The following is a 23014-nucleotide window of genomic DNA, read 5'->3' on the forward strand; positions in this document are numbered from 1 at the left end:
AGTCAGTTAGGGGTTATGCCTTTTGCCGGTTGCGGCGGTTGTTGACGAGCATGGAGGCCAGGACGAACAGTACGGCGACCAGGAACATGGCCGTACCGATGACATTGATCTGTACGGGCGTGCCGCGCTGTGCCGAACCCCAGACGAACATGGGGAAGGTGACGGTGGAGCCCGCGTTGAAATTGGTGATGATGAAATCGTCGAAGGAGAGCGCGAAGGACAGCAGCGCGCCCGCCGCGATTCCGGGGGCCGCGATGGGGAGGGTGACCCTGACGAACGTCTGCACCGGTCCGGCGTAGAGGTCCCGGGCCGCCTCCTCAAGGCGCGGGTCCATCGACATCACGCGGGCCTTGACCGCGGTGACGACGAAGCTGAGGCAGAACATGATGTGGGCGATCAGGATGGTGTAGAAGCCCAGCTGGGCGCCCATGTTCAGGAACAGGGTGAGCAGCGAGGCGGCCATGACGACCTCGGGCATCGCCATCGGCAGGAAGATCAGCGAGTTCACGGCGCCGCGGGCGCGGAAGCGGTAGCGGACCAGCGCGAAGGCGATCATCGTGCCGAGGACGGTGGCGCCGATCGTCGCCAGGGCGGCGATCCGGAGGCTGATGGAGAGCGAGCCGCACATGTCGGCGACCCCGCACGGCTGCTTCCAGGCGTCCAGCGAGAACTGCTGCCATTCGTAGTTGAAACGCCCCTTCGGTTTGTTGAAGGAGAACACCGTGACGATGACGTTCGGCAGCAGCAGATATCCGAGGGTCAGCAGTCCCGCGATGACGACGAGACGCTTCTTGAGCCAGTTGACGACGGGCATTTAGACCAGATCCTCCGTCCCGGACCGGCGAATGTAGATCGTGACCATGGCGAGGATCGCGGCCATGAGGATGAAGGAGAGTGCGGCGGCCGTCGGATAGTCGAGGATCCGCAGGAACTGCGTCTGGATCACGTTTCCGATCATGCGGGTGTCGGTCGAGCCGAGGAGTTCGGCGTTGACGTAGTCACCGGCCGCCGGGATGAAGGTCAGCAGCGTGCCGGAGACCACGCCCGGCATCGACAGCGGGAAGGTGACCTTCCGGAACGTCGTCCACGGCTTGGCGTACAGGTCGCCCGCCGCCTCGTGGAGACGTCCGTCGATGCGCTCCAGCGAGGTGTAGAGCGGCAGGATCATGAACGGCAGGAAGTTGTACGTCAGACCGCACACCACCGCGAGCGGGGTGGCGAGGACGCGGTCGCCGGCCGTCCAGCCGAGGAAGTCGGTGACGCTCAGGATGTGCAGCGAGTTCAGGACGTGCACGACCGGGCCGTTGTCGGCGAGGATCGTCTTCCAGGCCAGGGTGCGGATCAGGAAGCTGGTGAAGAACGGCGCGATCACCAGGATCATGATCAGGTTCCGCCAGCGGCCCGCGCGGAAGGCGATCAGGTAGGCCAGCGGGTAGCCGAGCAGCAGGCACAGGACCGTGGCCGCGGCGGCGTAGAAGACGGACCTGAGGAACTGCGGCCAGTACTCGCTGAGCGCGTCCCAGTAGGTCGCGAAGTGCCAGGTGACCTTGTAGCCCTCTTCCAGGGAGCCCGTCTGGATCGACGTGGACCCCTGGTAGATCATCGGCAGGGCGAAGAAGACGACCAGCCAGAGGATGCCGGGGAGCAGCAGCCAGTAGGGGGTGAACCGGCCGCGCCTGCGCGGGGGCTTCTTCTCGGGGGCCGGCGCCAGCGGCGGCGGCGCTTCCGTCAGCGTGGCCATCAGGCCGCCTCCTCCTCGGTGCCGGCGTCGATGTCCTGGGCGGCGTCGAGGCCGAAGGTGTGCGCCGGGCTCCAGTGCAGGACGACGTCGGCGCCGGGGACGAGCCGTCCGTCGCGCTCGACGTTCTGCACGTACACCGCGAACTCGGGGCAGACCGCGCTGTCGATGACGTACTGCGTGGAGACGCCGATGAAACTGGCGTCGGCGACCTTGCCGGTGATGCGGTTGCGGCCCTCGGGGATGGAGCCCGCGTCGTCGGCGTGGGTGAGGGAGATCTTCTCGGGCCGGACCCCGACCAGCACCTTGCCGCCGGTCGTGGTCGGCGCCGAACATCGCGCCTCGGGCAGCACCAGCTTCCCGCCACCGGCCTTGAGGACGATGTCGTCCCCGTTCTTCGTGTCGACCTCGGCCTCGATCAGGTTCGAGGTGCCGAGGAAGTTCGCCACGAACGTCGTGTTCGGGTTCTCGTAGAGGTCGGCGGGCGAGCCGAGCTGCTCGACACGGCCCGCGTTCATCACGGCGACCGTGTCGGCCATGGTCATGGCCTCCTCCTGGTCGTGCGTGACGTGCACGAAGGTGATGCCGACCTCGGTCTGGATCCGCTTGAGCTCCAGCTGCATCTGGCGGCGCAGCTTGAGGTCGAGGGCGCCGAGCGGCTCGTCGAGCAGGAGCACCTTGGGGTGGTTGATGAGTGCGCGGGCCACCGCGACGCGCTGCTGCTGGCCGCCGGAGAGCTGGTGCGGCTTCTTGCGCGCCTGCTCGCCGAGCTGGACCAGCTCCAGCATGTCCTCGACCTGCTTCTTCACGCTCTTGATGCCGCGCCGGCGCAGGCCGAAGGCGACGTTCTCGAAGATGTCGAGGTGCGGGAAGAGGGCGTACGACTGGAAGACCGTGTTCACCGGCCTCTTGTACGGCGGCAGGTGGGTGACGTCCTGGTCGCCGAGGTGCACGGTGCCGGTGGTCGGCTCCTCCAGGCCCGCGATCATGCGCAGGGTGGTGGTCTTGCCGCACCCGGAGGCTCCGAGGAGGGCGAAGAAGGAGCCCTGCGGCACGGTCAGGTCCATCGGCTGTACGGCGGTGAAGCCGTTGTCGTAGGTCTTGCCGATGCCGGTGAGGCGGACGTCGCCGCTGCTGTCTGTCGTCATGGTGTCGTCACGCCCCTGTGAGCTTCGCGAACTTCTGCTGGTAGGCCGTCTCTTCCTTCGAGCTGAGGGCTCGGAAGGCGTGGGACTTGGCCTGCATGGCCTTGTCGGGGACGATCAGCGGGTTGCTCGCCGCCCCCTTGTCGATCTTGGCGAGGTACGGCTGCACGTCCGCGACGGGGCTCACGTAGTTGACGTAGGCGGAGAGTTCGGCGGCCGGTTCGGGCTCGTAGTAGTAGTCGATGAGCCGTTCGGCGTTCGTCTTGTGGCGCGCCTTGTTCGGGATCAGCAGGTTGTCGGTCGACGTCATGTAGCCGCTGTCCGGGATGACGTAGGAGACGTCCGGGTTGTCGGCCTGGAGCTGCACGATGTCGCCGCCCCAGGCGACACAGGCCGCGAGGTCGCCCTTGCTGAGATCCGAGGTGTAGTCGTTGCCGGTGAAGCGGCGGATCTGCCCCTTGTCGACGGCCTTCTGGAGGCGCGCGATCACCGCGTCGTAGTTGTCGTCGGTGAACTTCGCCGGGTCGATGCCCATGTCGAGCATGGTCATGCCGACGGTGTCGCGCATCTCGGTCAGCAGGCCGACCCGGCCCTTGAGCGCGGGGTTGTCGAGCAGGTCGGAGACCGACTTCACCTCGACGCCGTCCAGCGCCTTCTTGTTGAAGGCGACGACCGTGGAGATGCCCTGCCACACGTACGAGTAGGCCCGGCCCGGGTCCCAGTCGGGACTGCGGAACTGGTCCGACAGGTTGGCGAAGGCATGCGGCAGGTTGGACGCGTCCAGCTTCTGGACGTAGCCGAGCCGGATCATGCGGGCGGCCAGCCAGTCGGTGAGGACGATCAGGTCCCGGCCGGTGTCCTGGCCGGCGGCGAGCTGCGGCTGGACCTTGCCGAAGAACTCGTCGTTGTCGTTGATGTCCTCGGTGTACTTCACCGTGATGCCGGTCCGCTTGCGGAACGCGTCCAGCGTGGGGTGGGTCTTCCCGCTGTCGTCGACGTCGATGTACTCGGGCCAGTTGGAGAAGTTCACGACCTTCTCCGTGGCCGAGTGGTCGTCGGCGGAGACCCCGCCCTGGGACTTGCCGGCCGCGGGGATACCGCAGGCGCTCAGCGCCCCGACGCCGCCCACCGCGAGCGCGCCGCCCAGGAACGACCGGCGGGCCAGGGCGGCCCGGCCGGTGCGGAGACTGCGCCGCATGGCGGCCACTTCGACCGGGGTAGGGCGGTCGGGCTCGTACTGCCTCATGCGCTAGATGCCCTTTCGGGAAGACGGCCGTTCACCGAACGGCCGGAGCTGTGACTATCGGTCCCCGAAGATCGTGCGGTGCCAGTCCTTCCGAGCCACCGCCGTATTGTCGAACATTACGTGCTTGACCTGGGTGTACTCCTCGAACGAGTACGCCGACATGTCCTTGCCGAAGCCGGACGCCTTGTAGCCGCCGTGCGGCATCTCGCTGATGATCGGAATGTGGTCGTTCACCCACACGCACCCCGCCTTGATCTCGCGCGTCGCGCGGTTCGCCCGGTAGACGCCGCCGGTCCACGCGGAGGCGGCCAGACCGTACGGGGTGTCGTTCGCCAGCCGGATCCCCTCATCATCACTGTCGAACGGCAGAACGACCAGCACCGGCCCGAAGATCTCGGACTGGACGATCTCGCTGTCCTGCGGCGCGTCGGCGACCAGGGTCGGCCGGTAGTAGGCGCCGCTCTTCAGCTCCCCTCCGGGGGCCTCCCCGCCGGTCACCACGCGCGCGTAGCCGCGCGCCCGCTCCACGAACCCGGCGACCCGGTCCCGCTGGGCGTGTGAGATCAGCGGCCCGAGATCGGTGCCGGGCGCGAACGGATCCCCCAGCCGCACGGTCTCCATCAGGGCGGCCGTCCGCTCGACGAACGCCTCGTAGAGCGGTCGCTGCACGTACGCGCGCGTGGCCGCCGTGCAGTCCTGGCCGGTGTTGATGAGGGCACCCGCGACGGCCCCGTTGACGGCCGCCTCCAGATCCGCGTCGTCGAAGACCACGAACGGCGCCTTGCCGCCGAGCTCCAGGTGCAGCCGCTTCACGGTCGCGGTGGCGACCTCGGCGACCCGCTTGCCGACACCGGTGGACCCGGTGAAGGAGGTCATGGCCACGTCGGGGTGCCCGACGAGGTGCTCGCCGGCCACCTGCCCCGTCCCGGTGACGATGTTGATCACACCGTCCGGGATACCGGCGTGCGTGGCGGCCTCCGCGAAGAGCAGCGAGGTCAGCGGGGTCAGCTCGGCCGGCTTCAGCACGATCGTGTTGCCGGCGGCGATCGCCGGGAGGATCTTCCAGGCGGCCATCTGGAGCGGGTAGTTCCAGGGCGCGATGGAACCGACGACACCGATGGGCTCGCGGCGGACGTACGAGGTGTGGTCGCCGGAGTACTCACCGGCCGCCTGCCCCTGCAGATGTCGCGCGGCCCCGGCGAAGAACGCGGTGTTGTCGACGGTCCCCGGCACGTCGAACTCACGGGTCAGCTTCAGCGGCTTGCCGCACTGGAGGGACTCGGCGCGGGCGAATTCCTCGGCGCGGTCGGCGAGCACGGCGGCGAACCGGTGCAGCGCGTCCGACCGGTCGCCGGGCGTGGTCCCGGCCCAGCCGGGGAAGGCGGCCTTCGCGGCGGCCACGGCCCGGTCGACGTCCTCGGTGCCGGCCAGTTCGTACGTGTACACGTCCGCGCCGGTGGCCGGGTCGACGACGGCGTGCGTACGGCCTGACGTGCCCTTGGCGAACCGGCCCGCGATGTACTGCGCGCCGCCCGCGAGCCGCTCCTGCGCGGGGAAGGTCTCCGGGGTGGCGGTGCCCGGGTTGTCCATGTCGCTTCTCCTCCGCCGTCACCCCGCCCAGAGAGGCGGGTGGCGTAGCTCCAGCTCGATTTGACTGCCGATCCTGACAGAGCAGTGGGCGACCAACAAGTGATTCCGTTGTTGCCTTTTGGTTACGCGACGGAATCTGTCGACCAGGTGTCGAGTCGGCAGTGAAAAGGCGGGACGGAGTGTCAGTGGTGGCTGCCAGACTGGCGTGCATGGCGAAGATCGATTCTGTGGAGGCCCTGATCAGGGCGGTCCAGGCGGGGGCCAGGATCAGGTACCTGCACTTCTGGGGACACCGGCCGAGGCCGGACGGGCAGGTCTCGGCGAGCTGCCTGAGCCAGTGGTGGCCGTCACCCTTCGTGGTCGACGGTGTCGAGTACGCGACCGCCGAGCACTGGATGATGGCAGGGAAGGCCCGGCTCTTCGGGGACGCGGAGGCGGAGCGAGCGGTCCTCGCCGCGGCGCACCCCGCCGAGGCGAAGAAGGCGGGCCGACTGGTCCGGGGCTTCGACGAGTCCATATGGACGCGGGAGCGCTCCGGCATCGTGGTGGAGGGAAGCGTCCACAAGTTCGCCGCCACACCCGACCTGCGCGACTACCTCCTGTCCACCGGCGACCGCGTCCTGGTGGAGGCCAGCCCGGTGGACCGCGTGTGGGGCATCGGCCTCGCGGCGACGGACGCGGCGGCGGAGGACCCGGGGCGATGGCGGGGGCTGAACCTGCTGGGCTTCGCGTTGATGCAGGCGCGAGAGCAGCTGCGCCCGGCCGCCGCGCAGGCCGAACCAGGGGCAGCACCGGTATCCGACGGGACCGGCCCCACCTGAAGGTGCGCGGCACTTCTGCCCGACGGGACCGGCCCTGCCTACAGAGGCGCGGCACTTCCCCCGACCGAACCAGCCCCACCCAAAGGAGCCCGGCGCTTCTGCCCGACCGAGCCAGCCGTCCCTGAAGGAGCGCCGCACTTCTCCCCGACGGGACCGGCCCTGCCTGAAGGGGCGCGGGGAACTGCGCGGCCAGCCCGCACGCAGCCGCGCCCGAGCGACGGCCTCTACTGGCTCCCCTGACTCCCCGCCACCACGATCAGCGTGATGAACGCACCGGCGAGCACCAGCCCCGCCGACCCGCAGATGATCCCGGCCAGCGCCTGCCCACCGTTCGTCGCCTCACCCCGCTTCACCCGGCCCCGCCCGATCGACCCGAACACGATCGCCAGCACCCCCATCACCAGCGCCACCGGCGCCAGGCAGAACCCGATCGCACTGATGATCCCGGTCACCATGGCGGCCGTCCCCAGCCCGTTGTTCGGCATCGGCTGCATCCCCGGCCAGCCGCCGTACCCCCCGGGCCCGGCCGGATACGGCGGCAGCGGCTGCCCGGGATAGCCGTACCCCGGCACCGGCACCGGCCCGCCGGGACCGGGCGCCCCGGGGTAGCCGTACGGGACCGGCCCCGGCCCGTTCGGGGCGATCGGCGGAGGCGGCACCGCCGCACTCCGCGGCTGCTGCGCCGCAGGCGGGGCGTAGGGATTGGGCGGCGGTCCCGCGGGGTCCGGCGCCGCGAAGGGGTTCACCGGCGGAGCCGGGGGCGTGTCGGACGGCGCGGCGAAGGGGTTGGCCCAGCCCTGGGGCGGCGGGGCCGCGGACGGCCCGGGTATCGCCGCGACCGTCCCCTGCTCGTGGACCGACGGCTCATGGACCGTCTGCCCATGGACCGACGGCGTTGCCACCGGCGGCTCCGCCCCGGTCCTCTCCCCGGCGGCGGCCTCCCCCTTGTCCAGCCGTACCTTCGGAGCCTCCGGCACCTCGTCAGCCATCGTGCGATGTCCCCTCTCCTGCGCGCATGCCGCCGTCATGCTACGGCCCGCCCCCTCGCCGGATCCCGGCCCGGCCTACCATGAGCCCGAGTCACCGATCAGCCGATCACCGCGCAGGGCCCCACGGCCGTACCCCGCCGTAGGCGGCCCGCGCCGTTCCGGGGAGGAACCCTTGACCGACCGCCACACCGACCCCGCCGCCCCGCGCGACGTGCACGCCTTCGTCGCCGGACTGCCGAAGGCCGAACTGCACGTCCACCACGTCGGCTCCGCCTCCCCCCGCATCGTGTCGGAACTGGCCGCCCGGCACCCCGACTCCAGGGTCCCGACCGACCCCGAGGCCCTGGCCGACTACTTCACGTTCACGGACTTCGCGCACTTCATCGAGGTCTACCTGTCGGTGGTCGACCTGATCCGCACGCCCGAGGACGTGCGGCTGCTCACCTACGAGGTGGCCCGCGACCTGGCCCGCCAGCAGGTGCGCTACGCCGAGCTGACGGTCACCCCGTTCTCGTCCACCCGGCGCGGGATCGACGCGCGGGCCTTCATGGACGCGATCGAGGACGCGCGGAAGGCGGCGGAGGCCGAGTTCGGCACGGTGCTGCGCTGGTGCTTCGACATCCCGGGCGAGGCGGGCCTGGAGGCCGCCGAGGAGACGGTCCGGCTGGCGACCGACGACCGGCTGCGCCCGGAGGGCCTGGTCTCGTTCGGTCTCGGCGGTCCCGAGATCGGCGTGCCCCGGCCGCAGTTCAAGCCGTACTTCGACCGGGCGATCGCGGCCGGCCTGCGCTCCGTCCCGCACGCGGGCGAGACCACAGGACCCGGCACCGTCTGGGACGCGCTGACCCACCTGGGCGCCGAGCGCATCGGCCACGGCACCAGCTCCGCGCAGGACCCGAAGCTCCTCGCCCATCTCGCCGAGCACCGCATCGCGCTGGAGGTGTGCCCGACCTCCAACATCGCCACCCGCGCGGTCCGTACCCTCGAAGAGCACCCGATCAAGGAGTTCGTGGCCGCCGGTGTCGTGGTCACGGTCAACTCCGACGACCCGCCGATGTTCGGCACCGACCTCAACAACGAGTACGCGGTCGCCGCCCGCCTCCTCGACCTCGACGAGCGCGGCCTCGCGGACCTCGCGAAGAACGCCGTGGAGGCGTCCTTCCTGGACGTGACCGGCAAGGCGAGGATCTCCGCCGAGATCGACGCGTTCACGAAGGCGTGGCTCGCCCCCTGACGAGTCCCGCGCCGAGCCCCGCTCCGCGTCCCGCGCCGGGTCCCGCGCCGGGTCCCGCGCCGAGCCCCCGGCGACCCGCTGCCGGGCCCTGAGAACATGGGCTCATGCAGACCGTGACCGCCGTGGCCCATCGCGGCGACCCCTACCGTTTCCGCGAGAACACGCTCGACTCCCTGCGTTCCGCGCTCCGCCGGGGCGCGGACGCGGTGGAGACCGACGTACGGCTCACCCGTGACGGCGTTCCCGTTCTCCTGCACGACGCGACGCTCAAGCGGCTGTGGGGACACGACCGCCCGCTGCGCGCCCTGTCGGCGGACGAGGTGTGGGGCCTCACCGAGGGCGGTGTCCCGACCCTGGCCCAGGCGCTGGCGGCGACGGAGGGCGGTCGGGTGATGCTCGACCTGCCCGGCGATCCGGGCGAGCGGGCGGTGGCCAGGATCGTGGGCGTGGCCCGGGAGTGCGGCGCGGCGGACCGCGTCTACTACACCGGGGACGCCGTCGCGATGCTGGCGGTCCGGGCGGCCGACCCGTCCGCCGAGATCGCTCTGACCCGCAAGACCCTGGCGCCGGTCCGCCCCGCGCTGCTGGACGTGATCCGCCCCCGCTACCTGAACTACCGCTTCACCCTGCTCGACCGCGCCCTGGCCGAACACGTCCACCGCAGCGGTTGCCTGGTCTCGTGCTGGACCCCGGACACCCGCCGCTCGATGCGCCGGCTGCTGGACACGGGCGTCGACTCGATCACCACGAACAGGGTGGACGTGCTCAACGCCGTGCGCGGCTACACGACCGACTTCTGAGGCACCGTCGCCGGATCGCCCGGCGCCGACCGCGTCACGTACTGCGGCACCGGCGCCGAATCCTTCCCGTCGTCCCGCACCAGCCCGTACCGGATCGCCCCGTCCGCGGGGCCGTACAGCACGTCCTTCTCGGCCGCGTCCCACGTCGACGGGAAGACGCTCACCCCGTAGTCGGCCCCGCGTTCGTTCACCGTGAACGTGACGCTGCCGTCCACGTAGTAGTACTCGTTCTGCCACATCTGCTGGGCGCCGGCGGGCAGCACCGCGTACCCCACCGCCGAGTTCCCCATCCCCGTCGCGGACGCGTCCGTCGTACTCACGCGGTCGTCCATGCGCCGCCCGCCGCCGGACGCCACATGGAAGATCTTCCCCTTCAGCGCGGTCCAGGACGGCATGACCAGGCTGCCGGCCCGGTACTGCGGCGAGATCTGCCAGCGGACCAGCACATAGCCCTGGCCGGTGAGCGTCACGCTGTCGCCGCGGTGGTTCAGCACGGCGTGCGCCCCGCCGCTGCTGGTGATCCCGCCCTCCGGCCGGTGCGGCAGCGCGCCCGGCCTGGTGTCCGGGTCCGGCGCCGTGTCGACCGCGTCGACGACCGAGCCGTAGACCGCCGCAGCCGACGGGGACGGAGACCGGGACGGGGACGGCGAGGTGGAGGGGGACGGCGCGGGAGTGGTCGCCGGCGCCCGCGGTACCGCGGGCGTGACCGCCGCCGTCGGCGACACCGCCGTCCGCGGTGCCGGGTCGTGCGGCGTCCGTACGGCGACGTACGCGCCGCCCGCCACGATCGTGGCGCCCGCCGTCACCGCCACGGCCGGCTTGGTCAGCGCGCCCAGCACCTTCGCCGACCACCCGGCGGACGTCGCCGAAGCAGCCGCCACCGCCGTCTTGCCGCCGAGGGCCAGGGACAGCGTGAAGCCGACCGGCACCGGGACCAGGGCGATCCCGACCAGCAGCCGTTCCGCCGGTACGACGGAGTCGCGGGCGTCGCCGCAGTAGCCGCAGCCGCGGATGTGCCGGGCCAGCCGCTTGCGCCAGACGGAGTCGGGCCGCCCGTCCCAGCGGCCGGTCAGCTCGCGCAGTTCGGGGCAGGCCCCGTCCAGTGCGCGCACGATGCCCCGGGAGGTCTCCAGCCGCTCCTTCATCCGCTGGACGCGGACGGCGGCGTGCTGCCGGCTGATGCCGACGGCCGCCGCCAGTTCGCGCCGGGTGAGTTCGCCGGAGACCTCCAGCCACCACAGCGACACCAGTTGCCGGTCCTCGGCGTCCAGCCAGCGCACGGCCTCCGCGACCTCCCGCCGCTGACCCGCCAACTGGAGTCGCAGCACGGTGAGTTCGGCGAAGTCGGCGGCACCGTCCGGGACCGCCTCGTCCAGTTTCCGGTCCTGCCGGCGGCGCGCCCGGTCCCGGATCTGCCGCATGGCGATGGCGACCAGCCAGGACCGGAAGCTGTCCGGGTCGCGCAGGGTGCCGAGGTTGTCGACGGCGCGCAGCATGGTCTCCTGGACGACGTCGTCGACGTCGGCGTGGCCGTTGAGCGCACGGCCGACCACGTTGTAGACCAACGGCAGCCAGCCCTCGACCAGTTCGTCCAGCGCCCGCCGGTCGCCGCCCTGCGCGGCGGCGACCGTGGCCCGCCACTGCCGCGACCCCGGCACGTCCGTCCTCATAACCGCACCCTCTCAGCCGGAGCGGTGGCCTTCGCAATGTCGGGGATCACAGTGCGGAGACGGAGCACGGGGTTCCGCGATAACACTTTTTCGCGCCCGGTGAGCCGTCCGCCGCAGTGAGGACACCGCGCTGGTACCCCGGTACCAGTCCCTCGCCGAAGATTCTCCCGGGGTCCCAGGGCCCGGGGGCTGCCCGCTCCTAGCGTCGACAACGGACACCGCGCCGGGACCGGCCGCGGCCGAGTGCGAGGCAGGAAGGCCCAGCTCCATGATCGAAGCGCGCGAACTGACCAAACGCTACGGCGACAAGACCGTCGTCGACCGTCTGAGCTTCACCGTGAAGCCGGGCGAGGTGACCGGCTTCCTCGGTCCCAACGGCGCGGGCAAGTCCACCACCATGCGGATGATCGTCGGCCTGGACGCCCCCACGCACGGCTCGGTCACCGTCAACGGCCGTTCCTACGCCCGGCATGCGGCGCCCCTGCACGAGATCGGGACCCTCCTGGAGGCCAAGTCGGTCCACCCGGGGCGCAGCGCGGTCAACCACCTGATGGCGCTCGCGTACACGCACGGCATCCCGCGCAGCCGGGTCGAGGAGGTCATCGAGCTGGCCGGGCTGACGAGCGTGGCCGGCAAGCGGGTCGGCGCCTTCTCGCTCGGCATGGGCCAGCGGCTCGGCATCGCCTCCGCGCTGCTCGGCGACCCGGCGATCGTGATGCTCGACGAACCGGTCAACGGCCTCGACCCCGAGGGCGTGCTCTGGGTCCGCAACCTGCTGCGGCAACTGGCCGACGAGGGGCGGGCGGTGATGCTCTCCTCGCACCTGATGAGCGAGACCGCGCTGATCGCCGACCACCTGGTGATCATCGGCCGGGGCAGGCTGCTCGCGGACACCACGGTCGACGACTTCACCCGGGAGGCGGGCGGCGGTGGCGTGAAGGTCGTCACCGGAGAGCCCGCGAAGCTGCGCTCGCTGCTGGCCGGGCCCGACGTCACGATCACCTCCTCGTCCGCCGAGGAACTGCTGGTCTCGGGCCGGGAGGCCCGGGAGATCGGGACGGTCGCCGCGCTGCACGGCGTACCGCTGTACGAACTCACCCCGCAGGCCGTCTCCCTGGAGACGGCGTTCATGGACCTCACCCGGGACGTGGTCGAGTACCAGAGCGCCCCGGCCGGCACCGCACGAAAGGCCGCCTGATGACCGTCACCGGCATCGCCCCCGCCCGCCCGGCCGCCTACAAGGTCACCGGCGCCCGGGTGCTGCGTTCGGAGTGGGCCAAGTTCTGGTCCCTGCGCTCCAGTTGGATCACCCTGTCGGTCGCCGTGTTCCTGCTGGTCCTGTTCGGGACGATCGCCAGCTACACCTACACCGCGGGCGCCACGGCGGGCGGCCCGCCCGGCCCGAACAGCGGCGACAGCGACGCGGTCAGCCTGGCCCTGACCGGCGTGACGTTCGCGTCGCTGGCCGTGGGCGTGCTCGGGGTGCTGCTGTCGGCCGGCGAGTACAGCACCGGCATGGTCCGGTCCACGCTCACCGCCGTCCCGCGCCGCCTGCCGGTGCTGTGGGCGAAGGCCGCCGTGATCGGCCCGATCGCCCTGGTCCTCGCCACGCTGGGCGCGCTGGCCGCGTTCGGTCTCGGCGCGCCCGGCCTGGACGGCGAGAAGATCTCTCTCTCCCTGGGCGACGCCGGGGTGCTGCGCAGCCTCGCCGGGGCCGGCCTCTACCTCGGTCTGGTCGCCGTCTTCGGGGTGGCCCTGGGCGTGCTGCTGCGCAACTCCGCGGGGGCCATCGCCTCCCTGGTCGGCATCCTGCTGATCCTGCCCGGGCTGGCCTCGCTGCTGCCGGACTCCTGGTACGACACCGTCAGCCCGTACTTCCCGAGCACCGCGGGCCAGGCGGTGTACGCCCTGCACCAGTCCTCCGACGCCCTGTCGCCCGGCGCGGGCATCGCCGTCTTCGCCGGCTGGGTGGCGCTGACCCTGGCCGGGGCGGCGTACCGGCTGGTCAGGACCGACGTCTGAGCCGGGCCCGGAACGGGGCACCCGCGGAGCCGAGGACAATGGTCGCCATGAGTCCGCCGCACCGCGCGGCAGCCGCCGGGGACACCGCCCGGGGGACGGCGAGCACGCCGTCCCCCGGGTTCGACGCGGCCTGGGCGCATCCGCTGCTGGGCCGGATGCTGCGCGACCGCAGCCGCCGGCGGCTGCTGGACCGGCGGCATCCGTGGCTGCTCGACACCGCGCTGGTGCTGTTCATGGTGGTGGTCGCCCTGCCCGACCTGCTGATGGTCGACCACGGGTCCCCCTTCGGGGACGACGCCGCCCGGGACGCGCTGCGGCCCGTGGTCCTGTACGCCTTCGTCGCCGCGCTGGTGGTACCGCTGTGGTGGCGCCGCCGGGCTCCCGTCGCCGTGTACTTCACGATCCTCGCCGTGAACCTGGCCGAGTGGTCGGCGGGGGTCTGGCTGCGGGCGGGCACCGCCACGCTCGTCGCCCTCTACACGCTGGCCCGCCACGGGTCCCTGCGGGTGCTCGGCTGGGCGGTCGGGCTGACGCTCGGCTCGCTGGCGCTCGGCGTCTACGCCCTGGCGCCGGTCGACCATCCGCTGCTCGGCGCCTTCTTCCTGCTGGGCACACTGACCGCGGCGGTCGCCGTCGGCCTGACCTTCCGTATCCGCGCGCTCTATCTGGCGGCGCTGGAGGACCGCGCCCGGCAACTGGAGATCGAACAGGAGCAGCGGGTACGGCTCACCGCAGCCGCCGAGCGCTCCCGGGTCGCCCGGGAGATGCACGACATCGTCGGCCACAACCTCTCCGTGATGGTCAGCGTCGCCGACGGCGCGGCGGTCCTCGCCGGCAACCGGGGCGAGCGGTCCGCGGAGGCCCTGCGGATCCTCGGCGACACCGGCCGGCAGGCGATGAGCGAACTGCGCCGGGTCCTCGGCGTGCTGCGCGAGGGCGCCGACGACGAACGGCCGCTCGCGCCGCAGCCGGGCGTCGCGGACCTGGACCCGCTGCTGGCCCGGGTCCGGGCGGCAGGGCTGCCGGTGACGTACCGGACGGTGGGCGACCCGGACGCGCTGGGCGACGGGGTCCAGCTCACCGTCTACCGGATCGTCCAGGAGGCGCTGACCAACACCCTCAAGCACGCGGGGCCCGGCACCTCCGCCGAGGTGACGGTGGCCGTCGCGCCGGGCGAGGTACGGGTCCGGGTCGCCGACACCGGCACGGCGCGGGAACCCGAGCCCGGGCCGAAGCCGAAGCTGCAGCCCCAGCTCCACCTCCAGCCGCAGCCGCAGCCGCAGCCGCAGCCGTCCGAGGACACCGCCGGACACGGCCTGGTGGGCATCCGGCAGCGGGCCGCGATGTACCGCGGCACGGTCGTCGCCGGACCGCGCGCGGGCGGCCCCGGCTGGCTGGTCGACGTCGTCCTCGACGTCCCGTCGGCACCACCCACACCCCCCGCACCACCCACACCCCCCGCATCCCCCGTACCCCCCACCCCGCCGGCTCCGGGAGAGCAGCTGTGACGACCGTACTCATCGCCGACGACCAGCCCCTGCAACGGATGGGCGTGCGGATGCTGCTGGAGGGCACCCCCGGTCTGGAGCCGGTCGGCGAGGCCGAGCACGGCGCGGCGGCCGTCCGGCTCGCCGCCGAGCTGCGGCCCGACGTCGTCCTCATGGACATCCGGATGCCCGGCATGGACGGCCTGGAGGCGACCCGGCGGATCGTCGCCACCGGCGGTCGCACCCGCGTCCTCATCGTGACCACCTTCGACCTCGACGAGTACGCGTACGACGGGCTGCGCGCGGGGGCCGGCGGCTTCCTGCTCAAGGACGCCCGGCCGGAGGAACTGGTCGCGGGCATCCACGCGGTGGCGAGCGGTGACGCCGTGGTGGCCCCCTCGCTGACCCGGCGCCTCCTGGACGCCTACGCCCACCGGGTGCTGGCGCCCACCGCCCCCGTCGAGGACCCCAGGCTGAGCTCGCTGACCGACCGCGAGCGCGAGGTCCTGGTCGCCATCGGCCACGGCTGGAACAACACGGAGATCGCCGAGCGCCTCGTGCTCACCGAGTCGACCGTGAAGAAGCACGTCGGCCGGGTCCTCGCCAAGATCGGGGCGCGCGACCGGATCCAGGCCGTGATCACGGCGTACGACGCCGGACTGGTCCGCGCCAGGTAGTCGGCCCGTCCTCGCCCGGTGGCCCCGCCCCCGCTCCGGGTACCCCCCTCTCCCGGTACGGCGCCGCCAGGCGTAGCATGTGAACGAAACAGTTTCGTTCACGGAACGGACCTCGCATGGAGAAGACAGGCACGGTCTCCGTACTCGTCGTCAACGACCAATCCCTCCAGCGTCTCGCCCTGCGCATGCTTCTCGCGGCCGAGCCCGGGCTGACGGTCGTCGGGGAGGCGACGGACGGGGACGAGGCGATCCGTGCGAGCGCCACGCTCCGCCCCGACGTCGTCCTCATGGACAGCAGGCCGTCCCGGGCGGACGCCATCGACACCATCCGGCGCATCGCCCGCCCCGCCGCCCGGACCCGCACCCCCTCCCCCGGCTTCACCGGCGAGCCGGCTGCCGTCTCCCGCGCACCCCGGGTCCTGATACTGACCGCGGCCGAGCAGGAGGCGGACGCCTGGGCGGCGCTGCGGGCGGGGGCCGGGGGCTTTCTGCTCAACGACGCCGGCCCGGCCGAACTGACCGCGGCGATCCGGATGGTGGCCGCCGGCGACGCCGTCATCACGCCCGGTCTGACCCGCGCGCTCATCGACGCCGTCCGCGAGCAGCACACGGTCCGCCCCCTCCCCCGCACCTCGGGGCTCGGCGCCCTCACCCGGCGCGAACGCGACGTCCTGATCGCGGTCGCCTCCGGCTGGACCAACGCCGAGATCGCGCAGTGGCTGTCCATCGCCCCGACCACCGTGAAGACCCACGTCAGCAACGTCCTCGCGAAGATCGGCGCCCGCGCCCGGGTCCAGGCGGTCGCCTTCGCCTACGAGTCGGGACTGATCCGACCGGCGGCGTAGGCGCTCCGCGGGAAGCACCGCGATCCGTCAACCGCCGCGCCGGTCGTGGCCGGCCGCGCAGTTCCTCCCCCAGCCTTCGGCCGGGGGTACCCCCAGCGTCCCTTCGGGGCACTGCCACCCAGCGCCTTACTGAGCGCCGCGGCTCGGAGCGGCTCGGAGACTCTCCGGGAGCGGCCCGCAGGCGACCCGAAGCGACTCGGCGCGGCCCGCACGCGATGCTGGAAGCGATACGGAAACGGGCAAGGAGCCGATCATGACGACCCAGTGGAACGCCGGCGAAGGACGCATCGAGACCACCTCCCGCGGCCGTGCCGTGCTCTCCCAGCCCCGCCTGAACCGGGGCACCGCCTTCACCCCCGAGGAGCGGCGGATGCTGGGCCTGGTGGGGCTGGTGCCGCCCGCGGTGCTGACCCTGGAGCAGCAGGCCGAGCGGGCGTACCTGCAGTACGCGGCACAGCCGACCGACCTGGCCAAGAACGTCAACCTCACCGCGCTGCACGACCGCAACCAGGTGCTCTTCTACCGCCTGCTCAGCGACCACCTCGACGAGATGCTGCCCATCGTCTACACCCCGACCGTGGGCAGGGCGATCCAGCGCTACAGCAACGAGTACCGGCGCCCGGCCGGCGTATACCTGTCGGTGCACGCCCCGGAGGAGATCGGGAGCGCGCTCACCGCCGCCGGCCTGGGCCCCGACGACGTGGACCTGATCGTCGCCACGGACGGCGAGGCGATCCTCGGCATCGGCGACTGGGGAGTGGGCGGCATCGACATCTCGGTGGGCAAGCTCGCCGTCTACACCGCCGCCGCCGGCATCGACCCGAACCGCACCCTGGCCGTCATGCTGGACGTCGGCACCAACCGCCAGGAACTCCTCGACAACCCCCTCTACCTCGGCAACCGGCACGCCCGCGTGGACCGGGAGACGTACGACGCCTTCATCGACGCCTACGTCACCACCGCCCGCCGGCTCTTCCCGCACGCCCTGCTGCACTGGGAGGACTTCGGTCCCGCCAACGCCCGCCGCATCCTGGAGCGTTACCGCCCGACCGAGTTCACCTTCAACGACGACGTCCAGGGCACCGGTGCCGTCAACCTCGCCGCCGTCCTCTCCGGGGTGCAGGCCAGCGGGATCCCGCTGCGCGACCACCGGGTCGTGGTCTTCGGCGCGGGCACCGCCGGCATCGGCGTCGCCGACCAGCTGCGGGACGCCATGGCCGCCGACGGCCTGACCGCCGAGGAGGCCACGGCGCGCATCTTCGGCGTCGACCGGCACGGCCTGCTCACCGAGGACCAGCAGGACCTGCGCGACTTCCAGGTCCGCTACGCCCGCCCGGCCGCCGAGGTCGCCGGCTGGCAGCGGGACGCGAAGGTGGGCGGCATCGCGCTGGCCGAGGTCGTCGCACGGGTCCGGCCGACGGTCCTGATCGGCACCTCCGGGCAGGGCGGCTCCTTCACCGAGGAGACAGTCCGCACGATGGCCGCCCACGCCGAGCGGCCGATCATCCTGCCGATGTCCAACCCGACGGACCTGGCCGAGGCGGTCCCCGCCGACCTGCTGGCCTGGACCGACGGCCGCGCCCTGATCGCCACCGGCAGTCCGTTCCGCCCGGTCGAGCGGGACGGCGTCCGGTACCTGATCGGGCAGGCCAACAACGCGCTGGTCTTCCCGGGCCTCGGCCTGGGCGCGATCGTCGCGCGGGCCACCCGGGTCACCGACGGCATGCTGGTCGCCGCCGCGCACGCCGTCGCCGGACAGACGGACGCCACCGGCCCCGGCGCCCCGATCCTGCCCCTCACCGACCAGCTGCGCGAGACCTCGGTGGCGGTCGCCGTCGCGGTGGCCCACGCCGCGGCCACCGACGGCGTAGCCGGCACGACCGTCGACGACTCCGTCGAGAAGCGGGTCAGAGCCGCCATGTGGCAGCCGGTGTATCCCCCGATCAAGGCCGTCTGACCACCGGAGACGGCCGACGGCCCACCCGGGGGAGCAACCCGAGGACACCGACCCGGGCACCTCGACACCTCCGCCGGCGACCTCTAACACAACAGGGTTGCACTAATACCGCAACCGTGTTTTGCTATCGGCATGAGTACACACACCTGGTTCATCACCGGCTCGTCCCGCGGTTTCGGCCGCAACCTCGCGATCGCGGCGCTGGAGGCCGGCGACAACGTCGTGGCCACGGCACGCAGGCCCGAACAGCTCGACGACGTCGTGCGGAAGTACGGCGAGCGCGTCCTCGCCGTCGCGCTCGACGTCACCGACGGGGCAGCCGCGGCGGCCGGCCTCCGGGCGGCCGTCGACCGGTTCGGCAGGGTCGACGTCGTGGTCAACAACGCCGGATACGCCAACCTCGCCGCCGTCGAGACCACTCCCGAGGACGACTTCCGCCGCCAGTTCGACACCAACTTCTGGGGCGTCTACAACGTCTCGACGGCAGCGCTCCCGGTCCTCAGGGCGCAGGGCGGCGGCACGATCGTGCAGTTCTCCTCCATCGGCGGGCGCGTCGGCGGGAACCCCGGCCTCGGCTCCTACCAGGCCGCCAAGTTCGCGGTCGACGGCTTCACCCGCGTCCTGGCCGCCGAGACCGCACCCTTCGGCATCCGCTGCCTCGTCGTGGAACCGGGCGGCTTCGCCACCGACTGGGCCGGCCCCTCAATGCAGATCCCAGAGGTCGCGCCGGAGTACGACGCGACCGTCGGCGCGATGGTGCGCCTGATCGGCGGCACCGCGACCGCCGCCGGAGACCCGAGGCGGGCCGGGGAGATCCTGGTCCGGGTCGTCAAGTCGGAGACCCTGCCCTCGCACCTGATCCTGGGCGCCGGTGCCGTGCAGATGGCACAGGCCTACTCGCACGGCCAACTGGCGGAGGCGGCCACCTGGGAGCCGGTCAGCCGGTCGGCCGACTTCGACCAGGCCTACCCGGCCGCCCTGCCCGCCCTGCCCGCCCTCGCGGCGGAAGCCGAGGTGCGGTGACGGGCTCCTTCACGGACAAGGCCGCGCTCGGAACGGGGGCGAGCAATGGGACGGGGCGAGCAGCGGGACAGGCGCGGCGACGGCACGCCTGCGCGCCGGGCGCGGCACCGCCGTCACCTTCGCCGACCGGCAGGCAACTCCCAGCTCACGGCAGGCGGCAGGCGGCAGGCGCCACCGTGCCGGCCCCGCGGTCGCGGCGGCCCCGTGGGCGCGCCACCGCGGTCCGTCTCAGCGCCCGCCTCGGCTCCCGGGACCGCGCCCGACAGGAGCCGTACGGACGTCCGCGACCGGGTCCGGTGCGAGGGCGGCCTCGTCCGCGGAGTAGGCGGAGGCGAAGGTGAAGGCGCGCGCCGAGGGTCCGTGTGCGCGCAGGTCGGCCAGCCGGTCCAGGGCCTCGCCGGTGGTCGGGAGGTGGCCGGCGGGAACCCACCAGAGCACCAGGTGCGCCTCGGCGTGCCGCTCGAACCACTCACGCCGGCGCCGCATCACGTCCAGGTGGTCGCTGCGGTAGGTGAAGCTCCACAGCGCCTCGTGCGTCTCCCACACCGTCAGGTTGACGATGACGTCCTCGCCCGCCGGACGCAGGGCGGTGGCGTCGGCCGCCCCGTCCTCCACGAGCCGCCACACGAAGCCGGGTGCGCCGTCGGCAGCGGCGTTGACCGTGTCGAGCATCTCGACGAACGGCGTCATGCGCGGGTCGTCGAGGGGGAAGCGGAGCGTGGCGACATTCAGCTGGGCGAGGTGGGCTGCGTACGCGGATGCGGTCATGGCCTCATACCAGCACGCACCCCTTTCTATGTCAATCTCCGTTGTTTTTAGAGTTCTTCGCCGACGGCCTCCTCCACGACCACGCAGCACTCGCCCGGCCGGGCGGCCATGCGGGCCCGGACCGGACCGTCGGTGCCGAGCAGCCCCTCCAGCAGCGCGAGGTTCATGCCGCAGACAAGCGGCGGAAAGCGTTCGGCGACGGCATGGAAGGGGCAGTTGCGCATCCGGACGACAGCACCGGTCACCCCGGCCGCACCCTGGCCGCCCTCTGCACCGTCCGCACCCTCCGCGCCCTCCGCGCCCTCCGCATCCCCCGCGCCTCCGGCGGCTTCCAGGTGCGGTTCGTAGCCTCGGGCCGCGAGGATCTCCATGGCTTCTCCCAGGCCGCCGCAGGGCGCCGCCGAACCGCGCAGGGCCTCGCCGCGGCGGCGCGCGGCCACGCACAGCCCGGCGTCCAGCCCCGCCTGTTCGGCGGCTTCGGCGAGCAGTTCGGCGGCGGTGCGGTAGTCGCGGGCGGGCAGCGACACCGCCCGCTCCTCCCTGGCCCGCGTGTACACCTTGGCCGGCCGGCCCGCGCCCGGCCCCGAGCGCCCGGTCAGCCGCCGGCTCCCGGTGTCGAGCAGTCCGGCCTCGGCCAACCGGTCCAGGTGGTGCGCGGCGAGGGTGCGCGCCACCCCGGTCGCCTCGGCGGCCTCGTTACGGCCGACCTCGCGGCCCTGTGCGGCCACGTACTCGTACAGCCGGCGTCGCACCGGGTCCTGCAGCGCCGCGATCGCGTCGATGTCGTTCACGTAGCCATTCTAGGAACAACGCAGGTTGGAGATAGAGAGGCCGGACGATGACGGCCCGCGCGACGCCGACCCGCGTGATGACGGGCAAATGACGGTCCGGATGACGGCTAATTGAGGGATTCGAGGGCTTCACCAAATCCCGTCCCGACCCTAGCGTTACGACCACGTGAACGGTCCGGCCGTCGGCCGTGCGCGACCGGTCGGTGCGTCGGCCGCGGCCGTGCTCCGACAGTTCCCCGAACGGAGAGGGCGCCGCCGCCCACGGCGTCGCCGGCCCCCACCGGAACCACCGAAAGGCCACGGCATGACCACTGCGCAGCTGAACCGGATCGCCGGCGCACCCATCTCCTGGGGCGTGTGCGAAGTGCCCGGCTGGGGCTACCAGCTGACGCCCGAGCGGGTGCTGAAGGAGATGCGCGAGGTCGGCCTGGCCGCCACCGAGTTCGGCCCCGACGGCTTCCTGCCCGCCGCCCCCGAGGCGATGGCCCGCGTCCTGGCCGACCACGACCTGCACGCCATCGGCGGTTTCACCCCGCTGCTGCTGCACGTGCCCGGCCACGACCCGGTGCCCGAGGCGGAGCAGCTCCTGGAGAACTACGCCGCCTCGAAGGCCGAGGTCCTCGTCCTGTCCGCCATCACCGGCCAGGACGGCTACGACTCCCGCCCCGAGCTCGACGCCGACGGCTGGAAGCTGCTGCTGTCCAACCTGGACCGGCTGACCGCGCTGGCGGCCGAGCGGGGGGTGCGCGCCGTCCTGCACCCGCACGTCGGCACGATGATCGAGAACGGTGACGAGGTCCGCCGGGTCCTGGAGCACTCGTCGATCTCCCTCTGCCTCGACACCGGCCACCTCCTCATCGGCGGCACCGACCCGGCCGAGCTCACCCGCCAGGCCCCCGAGCGCATCGCCCACACGCACATGAAGGACGTGGACGCCTCCCTCGCCGCCAAGGTGCAGTCGGGCCGCCTCACCTACACCGACGCCGTCCGCGCCGGCATGTACCGCCCGCTCGGCGCGGGCGACGTCGACGTCGAGGCCATCGTCACCCACCTCGCCACCCACGGCTACGACGGCTGGTACGTCCTCGAACAGGACACCATCCTCACCGCGGAGCCCAAGGAGAAGGGCCCGGTCGAGGACGTGTGGGCCAGCGCCGAACACCTGCGTTCGGTACTGCGCGGCAACGCGTAACCCCCGGACGCCCGCGCGGGCAGCGCACACCGGCAGAGACGGCACAGGCGGCACAGGCGGCACAGGCGGTGCATCCCGGAGGGCACCGCACGCACCGCACGCACCGCACCGGGGCGGACGAGGCGAGGGACGGCGAGGGACATGACCACCGAAGACCTGCTGGCCACCTGCTGGACCACGGCCGGGGCCGCCGACCCGGCAGGCGCCGACCAGCGCAGTCCGCTCGGCCTCCGGGAGCGGGCCGAGGCGGCGTCCGCGGCCGGCTTCACGGGTTTCGGGCTGCTGCACGCGGATCTGCTGGTCGCCGAGCGCGAACACGGGCTCGCGGGCATCAGGTCGATCCTCGCGGACAACGGCCTCGTCCACCTCGAACTGGAGGCCCTGGCCGGCTGGTGGGCCGACGGTCCCCCGCGGGCCGCCTCGGACGCCGTCCGCCACGACCTGCTGCGGGCCGCCGAGGCGCTCGGCGCCCACCACCTCAAGATCCACGGCGACGTCGAGGACGGCCCGCTCCACCTCGACGTCTGGGCCGGGGAGTTGGCCGCGCTGGCGGCTCAGGCGGACGCCGTCGGCGCCCGGGTCGGGATCGAGTTCCTGCCCTGGTCCAACGTCAGGACCGTGCACGACGGACTCCGGCTCGTCGAGGCCGCCGGCCACCCGGCGGGCGGCGTCATCATCGACGTCTGGCACACCGAGCGCGCCCACACGCCCCCTGCCGAACTGGCGGCCGTACCGCTCTCGCGGATCGTGGGCGTGGAGCTCAACGACGCCGATGCCCTGGTCCTCGGCACCCTCTACGAAGACACCGTCCGACGCCGCCGCCTGTGCGGCGAGGGCTCCTTCGACCTCCCGGGCATCATCACCGCACTCCGGACGGCGGGCTGGTCCGGCCCCTGGGGCGTAGAAATCCTGTCGGACGCACACCGCGCACTACCGGTACACGAGGCGACCGAGACGGCCTACCGCACGGCCGCAGCCTTCCTGCCGTAGCCGCCCCAGCGCTCCTCCGTCCCACGACG

The 23014-nt window shown here is 72.4% G+C and carries 21 protein-coding genes; 12 read left to right on the forward strand and 9 right to left on the reverse strand.

The window, feature by feature from the left end; genetic code table 11:
• Window positions 1-13: 13 nt before the first annotated feature.
• Genes AB0D74_RS11105 through AB0D74_RS11125 form a run of 5 tightly spaced genes read right to left on the reverse strand, consistent with a single transcriptional unit; the run spans window position 14 to window position 5719 of the window.
• Window positions 14-814 carry an ABC transporter permease gene (locus AB0D74_RS11105; protein ID WP_362583267.1) on the reverse strand — a complete coding sequence of 267 codons (801 nt, stop codon included), beginning with the start codon at window positions 812-814 and terminating at the stop codon, window positions 14-16.
• Complete coding sequence (locus tag AB0D74_RS11110; RefSeq protein WP_362583270.1) at window positions 815-1741, reverse strand: ABC transporter permease; 927 nt, start codon at window positions 1739-1741, stop codon at window positions 815-817.
• Entirely contained in the window at window positions 1741-2886 is a 1146-nt protein-coding gene (locus tag AB0D74_RS11115) for an ABC transporter ATP-binding protein (RefSeq protein ID WP_362583273.1), read from the reverse strand. Before AB0D74_RS11115 ends, AB0D74_RS11110 begins: the two co-directional genes overlap by 1 nt.
• A 7-nt stretch (window positions 2887-2893) precedes the next feature.
• Complete coding sequence (locus AB0D74_RS11120; protein WP_362583276.1) at window positions 2894-4129, reverse strand: spermidine/putrescine ABC transporter substrate-binding protein; 1236 nt, start codon at window positions 4127-4129, stop codon at window positions 2894-2896.
• 54 nt (window positions 4130-4183) lie between these two features.
• Window positions 4184-5719, reverse strand: a complete 1536-nt coding sequence (locus tag AB0D74_RS11125) for a gamma-aminobutyraldehyde dehydrogenase (RefSeq protein WP_362583279.1) — start codon at window positions 5717-5719, stop codon at window positions 4184-4186.
• A 209-nt stretch (window positions 5720-5928) separates the two neighbouring features.
• Here AB0D74_RS11125 and AB0D74_RS11130 point away from each other — a divergent pair, with 209 nt between their 5' ends.
• Window positions 5929-6540, forward strand: a complete 612-nt coding sequence (locus tag AB0D74_RS11130; RefSeq protein WP_362583283.1) for an NADAR family protein — start codon at window positions 5929-5931, stop codon at window positions 6538-6540.
• Window positions 6541-6764: 224 nt separating this feature from the next.
• Here AB0D74_RS11130 and AB0D74_RS11135 read toward each other — a convergent pair whose 3' ends face one another.
• Window positions 6765-7529 (reverse strand): DUF4190 domain-containing protein, encoded by a 765-nt coding sequence (locus tag AB0D74_RS11135; protein ID WP_362583286.1) that lies wholly within the window; start codon window positions 7527-7529, stop codon window positions 6765-6767.
• A gap of 37 nt (window positions 7530-7566) precedes the next feature.
• Between AB0D74_RS11135 and AB0D74_RS11140 the strand changes: the two genes are divergently transcribed.
• Window positions 7567-8763 carry an adenosine deaminase gene (locus tag AB0D74_RS11140; RefSeq protein ID WP_362583289.1) on the forward strand — a complete coding sequence of 399 codons (1197 nt, stop codon included), beginning with the start codon at window positions 7567-7569 and terminating at the stop codon, window positions 8761-8763.
• Window positions 8764-8867: 104 nt separating this feature from the next.
• Complete coding sequence (locus AB0D74_RS11145; protein WP_362583291.1) at window positions 8868-9563, forward strand: glycerophosphodiester phosphodiesterase; 696 nt, start codon at window positions 8868-8870, stop codon at window positions 9561-9563.
• On the opposite strand, the gene AB0D74_RS11150 is transcribed toward AB0D74_RS11145, so the two are convergent.
• Entirely contained in the window at window positions 9545-11233 is a 1689-nt protein-coding gene (locus AB0D74_RS11150; protein ID WP_362583294.1) for a sigma-70 family RNA polymerase sigma factor, read from the reverse strand. The two genes, AB0D74_RS11145 and AB0D74_RS11150, sit on opposite strands and share 19 nt — an antisense overlap.
• Window positions 11234-11501: 268 nt before the next feature.
• Here AB0D74_RS11150 and AB0D74_RS11155 point away from each other — a divergent pair, with 268 nt between their 5' ends.
• The 7 genes from AB0D74_RS11155 to AB0D74_RS11185 all read left to right on the forward strand — a co-directional run bounded on the left by AB0D74_RS11155 (window position 11502) and on the right by AB0D74_RS11185 (window position 19244).
• The gene (locus tag AB0D74_RS11155; RefSeq protein WP_362583297.1) at window positions 11502-12431 is read left to right on the forward strand and encodes an ATP-binding cassette domain-containing protein; all 930 of its coding nucleotides are present in this window, start codon (window positions 11502-11504) and stop codon (window positions 12429-12431) included.
• A complete protein-coding gene (locus AB0D74_RS11160; protein ID WP_362583300.1) occupies window positions 12431-13255 on the forward strand; it encodes an ABC transporter permease in 825 nt (274 codons plus the stop codon). The genes AB0D74_RS11155 and AB0D74_RS11160 overlap by 1 nt, the downstream gene beginning before the upstream one ends.
• 47 nt (window positions 13256-13302) lie before the next feature.
• Window positions 13303-14763, forward strand: coding sequence for a histidine kinase (locus tag AB0D74_RS11165; RefSeq protein WP_362583303.1), 1461 nt, complete (start codon window positions 13303-13305; stop codon window positions 14761-14763).
• Window positions 14760-15419 (forward strand): response regulator transcription factor, encoded by a 660-nt coding sequence (locus AB0D74_RS11170; protein WP_362583306.1) that lies wholly within the window; start codon window positions 14760-14762, stop codon window positions 15417-15419. The genes AB0D74_RS11165 and AB0D74_RS11170 overlap by 4 nt, the downstream gene beginning before the upstream one ends.
• A gap of 116 nt (window positions 15420-15535) precedes the next feature.
• Complete coding sequence (locus tag AB0D74_RS11175; protein WP_362583309.1) at window positions 15536-16264, forward strand: response regulator transcription factor; 729 nt, start codon at window positions 15536-15538, stop codon at window positions 16262-16264.
• A 253-nt stretch (window positions 16265-16517) separates the two neighbouring features.
• On the forward strand, window positions 16518-18221 hold the full coding sequence (locus tag AB0D74_RS11180; protein WP_362583312.1) for an NAD-dependent malic enzyme: 1704 nt from the start codon (window positions 16518-16520) through the stop codon (window positions 18219-18221).
• A gap of 132 nt (window positions 18222-18353) precedes the next feature.
• Window positions 18354-19244, forward strand: a complete 891-nt coding sequence (locus tag AB0D74_RS11185) for an SDR family NAD(P)-dependent oxidoreductase (RefSeq protein ID WP_362583315.1) — start codon at window positions 18354-18356, stop codon at window positions 19242-19244.
• A 228-nt stretch (window positions 19245-19472) separates the two neighbouring features.
• Here AB0D74_RS11185 and AB0D74_RS11190 read toward each other — a convergent pair whose 3' ends face one another.
• Window positions 19473-20012, reverse strand: a complete 540-nt coding sequence (locus tag AB0D74_RS11190) for a DUF3291 domain-containing protein (protein ID WP_362583318.1) — start codon at window positions 20010-20012, stop codon at window positions 19473-19475.
• Between the two features lie 47 nt (window positions 20013-20059).
• Window positions 20060-20803, reverse strand: coding sequence for a transcriptional regulator (locus AB0D74_RS11195; protein ID WP_362583321.1), 744 nt, complete (start codon window positions 20801-20803; stop codon window positions 20060-20062).
• Window positions 20804-21107: 304 nt separating this feature from the next.
• Here AB0D74_RS11195 and AB0D74_RS11200 point away from each other — a divergent pair, with 304 nt between their 5' ends.
• Window positions 21108-21995 (forward strand): sugar phosphate isomerase/epimerase, encoded by an 888-nt coding sequence (locus AB0D74_RS11200; protein WP_362583324.1) that lies wholly within the window; start codon window positions 21108-21110, stop codon window positions 21993-21995.
• Between the two features lie 141 nt (window positions 21996-22136).
• Window positions 22137-22985, forward strand: a complete 849-nt coding sequence (locus AB0D74_RS11205) for a TIM barrel protein (RefSeq protein WP_362583327.1) — start codon at window positions 22137-22139, stop codon at window positions 22983-22985.
• Window positions 22986-23014: the final 29 nt, after the last annotated feature.

It is taken from the genome of Streptomyces sp. NPDC048278 (assembly GCF_040652195.1).
In the GTDB taxonomy this organism is placed as follows: Bacteria; Actinomycetota; Actinomycetes; order Streptomycetales; family Streptomycetaceae; genus Streptomyces.

Coding starts and splice junctions, on each gene's coding strand:
- AB0D74_RS11185 (WP_362583315.1), top strand. CDS start 18,354: ATGAGTACACACACCTGGTTCATCACCGGCTCGTCCCGCGGTTTCGGC.
- AB0D74_RS11115 (WP_362583273.1), bottom strand. CDS start 2,886: ATGACGACAGACAGCAGCGGCGACGTCCGCCTCACCGGCATCGGCAAG.
- AB0D74_RS11155 (WP_362583297.1), top strand. CDS start 11,502: ATGATCGAAGCGCGCGAACTGACCAAACGCTACGGCGACAAGACCGTC.
- AB0D74_RS11135 (WP_362583286.1), bottom strand. CDS start 7,529: ATGGCTGACGAGGTGCCGGAGGCTCCGAAGGTACGGCTGGACAAGGGG.
- AB0D74_RS11105 (WP_362583267.1), bottom strand. CDS start 814: ATGCCCGTCGTCAACTGGCTCAAGAAGCGTCTCGTCGTCATCGCGGGA.
- AB0D74_RS11145 (WP_362583291.1), top strand. CDS start 8,868: ATGCAGACCGTGACCGCCGTGGCCCATCGCGGCGACCCCTACCGTTTC.
- AB0D74_RS11110 (WP_362583270.1), bottom strand. CDS start 1,741: ATGGCCACGCTGACGGAAGCGCCGCCGCCGCTGGCGCCGGCCCCCGAG.
- AB0D74_RS11175 (WP_362583309.1), top strand. CDS start 15,536: ATGGAGAAGACAGGCACGGTCTCCGTACTCGTCGTCAACGACCAATCC.
- AB0D74_RS11125 (WP_362583279.1), bottom strand. CDS start 5,719: ATGGACAACCCGGGCACCGCCACCCCGGAGACCTTCCCCGCGCAGGAG.
- AB0D74_RS11190 (WP_362583318.1), bottom strand. CDS start 20,012: ATGACCGCATCCGCGTACGCAGCCCACCTCGCCCAGCTGAATGTCGCC.
- AB0D74_RS11165 (WP_362583303.1), top strand. CDS start 13,303: ATGAGTCCGCCGCACCGCGCGGCAGCCGCCGGGGACACCGCCCGGGGG.
- AB0D74_RS11205 (WP_362583327.1), top strand. CDS start 22,137: ATGACCACCGAAGACCTGCTGGCCACCTGCTGGACCACGGCCGGGGCC.
- AB0D74_RS11200 (WP_362583324.1), top strand. CDS start 21,108: ATGACCACTGCGCAGCTGAACCGGATCGCCGGCGCACCCATCTCCTGG.
- AB0D74_RS11150 (WP_362583294.1), bottom strand. CDS start 11,233: ATGAGGACGGACGTGCCGGGGTCGCGGCAGTGGCGGGCCACGGTCGCC.
- AB0D74_RS11130 (WP_362583283.1), top strand. CDS start 5,929: ATGGCGAAGATCGATTCTGTGGAGGCCCTGATCAGGGCGGTCCAGGCG.
- AB0D74_RS11120 (WP_362583276.1), bottom strand. CDS start 4,129: ATGAGGCAGTACGAGCCCGACCGCCCTACCCCGGTCGAAGTGGCCGCC.
- AB0D74_RS11140 (WP_362583289.1), top strand. CDS start 7,567: ATGCTACGGCCCGCCCCCTCGCCGGATCCCGGCCCGGCCTACCATGAG.
- AB0D74_RS11160 (WP_362583300.1), top strand. CDS start 12,431: ATGACCGTCACCGGCATCGCCCCCGCCCGCCCGGCCGCCTACAAGGTC.
- AB0D74_RS11180 (WP_362583312.1), top strand. CDS start 16,518: ATGACGACCCAGTGGAACGCCGGCGAAGGACGCATCGAGACCACCTCC.